This window comes from Streptomyces bambusae (assembly GCF_020532645.1).
In the GTDB taxonomy this organism is placed as follows: domain Bacteria; phylum Actinomycetota; class Actinomycetes; order Streptomycetales; family Streptomycetaceae; genus Streptomyces; species Streptomyces bambusae.
On sequence record NZ_JAJAUZ010000145.1, the window covers coordinates 1 to 660 of the forward strand.

General features: G+C 67.0%; 1 protein-coding gene. It reads right to left on the minus strand.

The genetic code is table 11. From position 1 onward, the window contains the following. A partial coding sequence (locus LG634_RS37560; protein WP_226741037.1) for an RNA-guided endonuclease InsQ/TnpB family protein occupies positions 1–524 on the minus strand: 524 nt, incomplete at its 3' end. Positions 525–660: the final 136 nt, after the last annotated feature.

Below are 660 nucleotides of genomic sequence, written 5' to 3' on the forward strand. Positions count from 1 at the left end.
TCCACGACGAAGCTGGCGAAGTACCGGCCGGACGGGTCCTTGATCACCGTCACGCTGGACGGAGCCGAGGGCAACGGACGCGACCAGCGCACCCGCACATCCCCGATCTTCGCCAGGTTCAGTCGCCCGTTGTCACGGAGCCGAAACCCGTTCTTCGAGAAACGGACCGACTGCCGGTTGTCACGCTTCGACTTGAACACCGGAAGTCCCACCTTCCGGCCGCGACGCTTGCCCGACACCGACGCGAAGAAGTTAGCGTATGCCGTGTCCAGGTCCCGCAGCGAGGACTGCAAGGCGTCCACGGACACCTCGGCCAGCCACGCCCGCTCGACGGTCTTCTTCGCGTCGGTGATCACCTGCTTCGCCAGGACCCCCGTCGCGATCCGCGACTCGTCCGTCTGGTAGGCGGCCTTCCTCGCGGCGAGCGCATCGTTGTAGACCACCCGGGCGCAGCCGAACGTACGGGCCAGCGCGATGCGCTGACCCGGCGTGGGCTCGACCCGGAAGGAGTACCGCAGATGCACGTGATCAACCTACCGGCCGCCACTGACAACGCCGTTCCGCCCTGGCGGCGGAACGGCTTTCCCCTGACCTGCTCCGCAGGGGCTTCGTTTCCTCCCCGGCCTGAAGGCCGGGGTATCCACGAAGGAATCCCGATGA